At 55.0% G+C, this 4,247-nt stretch carries 3 protein-coding genes; all 3 read left to right on the top strand.

The window, feature by feature from the left end; translation table 11 throughout:
- Positions 1–323: 323 nt before the first annotated feature.
- Entirely contained in the window at positions 324–932 is a 609-nt protein-coding gene (locus tag QZF50_RS22765; RefSeq protein WP_000779792.1) for a glutathione S-transferase, read from the top strand.
- Positions 933–1,029: 97 nt separating this feature from the next.
- Entirely contained in the window at positions 1,030–2,421 is a 1,392-nt protein-coding gene (selA, locus tag QZF50_RS22760) for an L-seryl-tRNA(Sec) selenium transferase (RefSeq protein WP_061892562.1), read from the top strand.
- Positions 2,418–4,247 (top strand): selenocysteine-specific translation elongation factor (selB, locus tag QZF50_RS22755; protein ID WP_060621253.1); only part of this gene is annotated, 1,830 nt, incomplete at its 3' end. The genes selA and selB, both read left to right, overlap by 4 nt.

Genomic DNA, 4,247 nt, shown 5'->3' with positions numbered 1-4,247 from the left:
GTGGGGGCACCGATGCGCACCCCGGCTGAACCCTGGACAATGCTACCGCCATACTGCGTCATGTCGCCCTGACGCGCTGCCGGTTTTCCGCTCATCTGCTCATCCTTGTTTTATCGGGTTATTTGTCTGCTTCCAGGCAAAACCCTACAGATTTATAAGAAAGCCTTAAGTGAGATATCCATCAGATAGAAACAATTAGGAAAATATTTATATCACCATGATAAATATGTGATTTATTTGGAAGTAACAAACCATCAACATTTTCTGCCCTTTTTCCCATCACCAGGCCATACTGATATTTTTCCTCGCACAAAGGACTCGGCATGAAACTCGTCGGTAGCTACACCAGCCCGTTTGTACGCAAACTTTCTATTCTGTTGTTAGAAAAGGGCATAACTTTCGAATTTATTAATGAACTGCCCTATAACGCGGACAACGGCGTGGCGCAATTTAACCCGTTAGGAAAAGTGCCGGTGCTGGTGACCGAAGAGGGCGAATGTTGGTTTGATTCGCCGATCATCGCTGAATATATTGAATTAATGAATGTCGCTCCGGCGATGTTGCCGCGCGATCCGCTGGAGTCGTTGCGGGTGCGCAAAATTGAGGCACTGGCGGATGGCATTATGGATGCCGGGCTGGTATCGGTGCGTGAACAGGCGCGTCCAGCGGCGCAGCAGTCTGAAGATGAATTGTTACGCCAGCGGGAGAAAATCAACCGCAGTCTGGATGTGCTGGAAGGATATCTGGTCGATGGCACACTCAAAACCGATACGGTCAATCTGGCGACTATCGCCATTGCCTGTGCCGTCGGATATCTCAATTTCCGCCGCGTTGCGCCAGGTTGGTGTGTCGACCGCCCACACTTAGTCAAACTGGTCGAAAACCTGTTTAGCCGCGAAAGTTTTGCTCGCACCGAACCGCCAAAGGCTTGATGCGCGATATGTCCTCCTGACCCATCTCACGTTACAATCCGTGGTTATGTTAAACGCCCTTCTCCGTGTGAGAGGGCCTTGATCAGCCAGGTTTCCTATGACAACCGAAACGCGTTCCCTCTATAGTCAACTTCCGGCTATTGATCGCTTATTGCGCGATAGCTCCTTCCTTTCTTTGCGTGATACTTATGGTCACACCCGCGTGGTGGAATTGTTGCGTCAGATGCTCGACGAAGCGCGAGAAGTGATTCGTGGCAGCCAGACGCTGCCTGCGTGGTGTGAAAACTGGGCGCAAGAAGTCGATGCCCGGTTGACGAAAGAAGCGCAGAGCGCGCTGCGTCCGGTGATCAACCTGACGGGAACCGTGCTGCATACCAACCTTGGGCGAGCTTTACAGGCGGAAGCCGCGGTGGAAGCCGTTGCGCAGGCTATGCGTTCGCCAGTGACCCTCGAGTACGATCTGGACGACGCCGGACGCGGACATCGCGATCGGGCGCTGGCGCAACTGCTGTGCCGTATTACGGGGGCGGAAGATGCCTGTATCGTCAATAACAATGCGGCGGCGGTGTTATTGATGTTGGCGGCCACTGCCAGCGGGAAAGAGGTGGTAGTATCTCGCGGCGAATTGGTGGAGATTGGCGGCGCGTTTCGTATTCCCGATGTTATGCGTCAGGCAGGTTGCACCCTACACGAAGTAGGGACCACCAACCGCACGCACGCGAATGATTATCGTCAGGCGGTGAATGAAAATACCACACTGTTGATGAAAGTACATACCAGTAACTACAGCATTCAGGGGTTCACCAAAGCGATAGATGAAGCGGAACTGGTGGCGCTCGGCAAAGAGCTGGATGTTCCCGTAGTGACTGATTTAGGCAGTGGCTCGCTGGTCGATCTTAGCCAGTACGGTTTGCCGAAAGAGCCAATGCCGCAGGAGTTGATTGCGGCGGGCGTCAGTCTGGTGAGTTTCTCCGGCGACAAGTTGTTAGGCGGGCCGCAGGCAGGAATTATTGTTGGTAAAAAAGAGATGATCGCCCGCCTGCAAAGCCACCCGCTGAAGCGTGCATTACGCGCGGATAAAATGACCCTCGCGGCGCTGGAAGCCACGTTGCGTCTTTATTTACACCCTGAAGCTCTGAGTGAAAAATTACCGACCCTGCGCCTGCTTACCCGCAGCGCAGAGGTCATTCAAATCCAGGCACAACGTTTACAGGCTCCCCTTGCCGCACATTACGGCGCGGAGTTTGCGGTACAGGTTATGCCATGTCTTTCGCAGATTGGCAGTGGTTCGCTGCCGGTTGATCGCCTGCCGAGCGCGGCATTAACGTTTACACCCCATGATGGACGCGGTAGCCACCTTGAGTCATTAGCCGCCCGCTGGCGTGAATTGCCAGTGCCGGTGATTGGTCGTATTTATGACGGACGATTGTGGCTGGATTTACGCTGCCTTGAAGATGAGCAACGGTTTTTGGAGATGTTGTTGAAATGATTATTGCGACTGCCGGACACGTTGACCACGGCAAAACAACCTTATTGCAGGCGATTACTGGCGTAAATGCTGACCGTCTGCCGGAAGAAAAAAAGCGCGGCATGACCATCGATCTCGGCTATGCCTACTGGCCGCAGCCGGATGGTCGCGTGCCTGGTTTTATCGACGTACCCGGTCATGAAAAGTTTCTTTCCAACATGCTGGCGGGCGTTGGTGGTATCGATCACGCGCTGTTGGTGGTGGCGTGCGATGACGGCGTGATGGCGCAGACCCGTGAGCATCTGGCGATTTTGCAGCTGACCGGTAACCCGATGCTGACAGTGGCGCTGACCAAGGCCGATCGCGTGGACGAAGCGCGTGTTGATGAGGTTGAACGCCAGGTAAAGGAGGTGCTGCGGGAATACGGTTTTGCTGAGGCAAAACTGTTTATCACCGCAGCAACCGAAGGTCGGGGAATTGATGCCCTGCGCGAGCATCTGCTTCAGTTACCAGGACGTGAACACGCCAGCCAACATAGTTTCCGCCTCGCGATCGACCGCGCATTTACCGTAAAAGGTGCCGGGCTGGTCGTCACCGGTACGGCGTTAAGCGGGGAAGTGAAGGTAGGCGATTCACTCTGGCTGACTGGTGTAAATAAACCGATGCGTGTACGTGCGCTGCATGCACAAAACCAGCCAACAGAAACCGCCCATGCCGGGCAGCGTATCGCGCTTAACATCGCGGGTGATGCGGAAAAAGAGCAGATTAACCGTGGCGACTGGCTGCTTGCCGATGCGCCGCCAGAGCCGTTCACACGGGTGATTGTCGAGCTTCAAACCCATACGCCGCTGACCCAGTGGCAGCCGCTGCATATTCACCACGCCGCCAGCCACGTTACGGGACGCGTTTCGCTGCTGGAAGATAACCTTGCCGAGCTGGTGTTCGACACGCCGCTGTGGCTGGCGGATAACGATCGCTTAGTGCTGCGCGATATCTCGGCCCGCAACACGCTGGCGGGGGCGCGTGTGGTGATGCTTAACCCGCCGCGTCGCGGTAAACGTAAGCCGGAATATCTGCAATGGCTGGCGTCTCTTGCACGGGCGCAGAGCGATGCCGATGCGTTATCTGTTCATCTGGAACGCGGCGCGGTTAACCTTGCGGATTTCGCCTGGGCGCGCCAGCTCAACGGCGAAGGGATGCGCGAATTGCTGCAACAGCCTGGCTATATTCAGGCTGGTTATAGCTTGTTGAATGCGCCGGTTGCCGCTCGCTGGCAACGGAAAATTCTCGACACATTAGCGACTTATCATGAGCAACATCGCGATGAACCTGGGCCTGGGCGCGAACGTCTGCGACGTATGGCGTTGCCAATGGAAGATGAAGCGCTAGTACTGTTGCTGATTGAAAAGATGCGCGAAAGCGGCGACATCCTCAGTCATCACGGTTGGCTGCATCTGCCGGATCACAAAGCGGGCTTCAGCGAAGAGCAGCAGGCCATCTGGCAAAAAGCAGAGCCGCTGTTTGGTGACGAGCCGTGGTGGGTGCGTGATCTGGCAAAAGAGACGGGTACCGACGAGCAGGCAATGCGCCTGACGCTACGCCAGGCGGCGCAGCAAGGAATAATTACCGCGATCGTCAAAGATCGTTATTACCGTAACGATCGGATTGTCGAATTTGCCAATATGATCCGCGATCTCGATCAGGAGTGTGGTTCAACCTGCGCGGCGGATTTCCGCGATCGCTTAGGCGTAGGCCGAAAGCTGGCAATTCAGATTCTGGAATATTTTGACCGCATTGGCTTTACGCGTCGTCGTGGAAATGATCATTTATTGCGCGACGCATTATTA

The organism is uncultured Escherichia sp. (assembly GCF_948475835.1).
Taxonomy (GTDB): domain Bacteria; phylum Pseudomonadota; class Gammaproteobacteria; order Enterobacterales; family Enterobacteriaceae; genus ECMA0423.
This window is presented reverse-complemented; position numbering and strand designations above follow the sequence as displayed.

What these genes read in the sequence shown, in the direction of transcription:
- QZF50_RS22765 (WP_000779792.1), top strand. Translation starts at nt 324, where the DNA reads ATGAAACTCGTCGGTAGCTACACCAGCCCGTTTGTACGCAAACTTTCT.
- selA (WP_061892562.1), top strand. Translation starts at nt 1,030, where the DNA reads ATGACAACCGAAACGCGTTCCCTCTATAGTCAACTTCCGGCTATTGAT.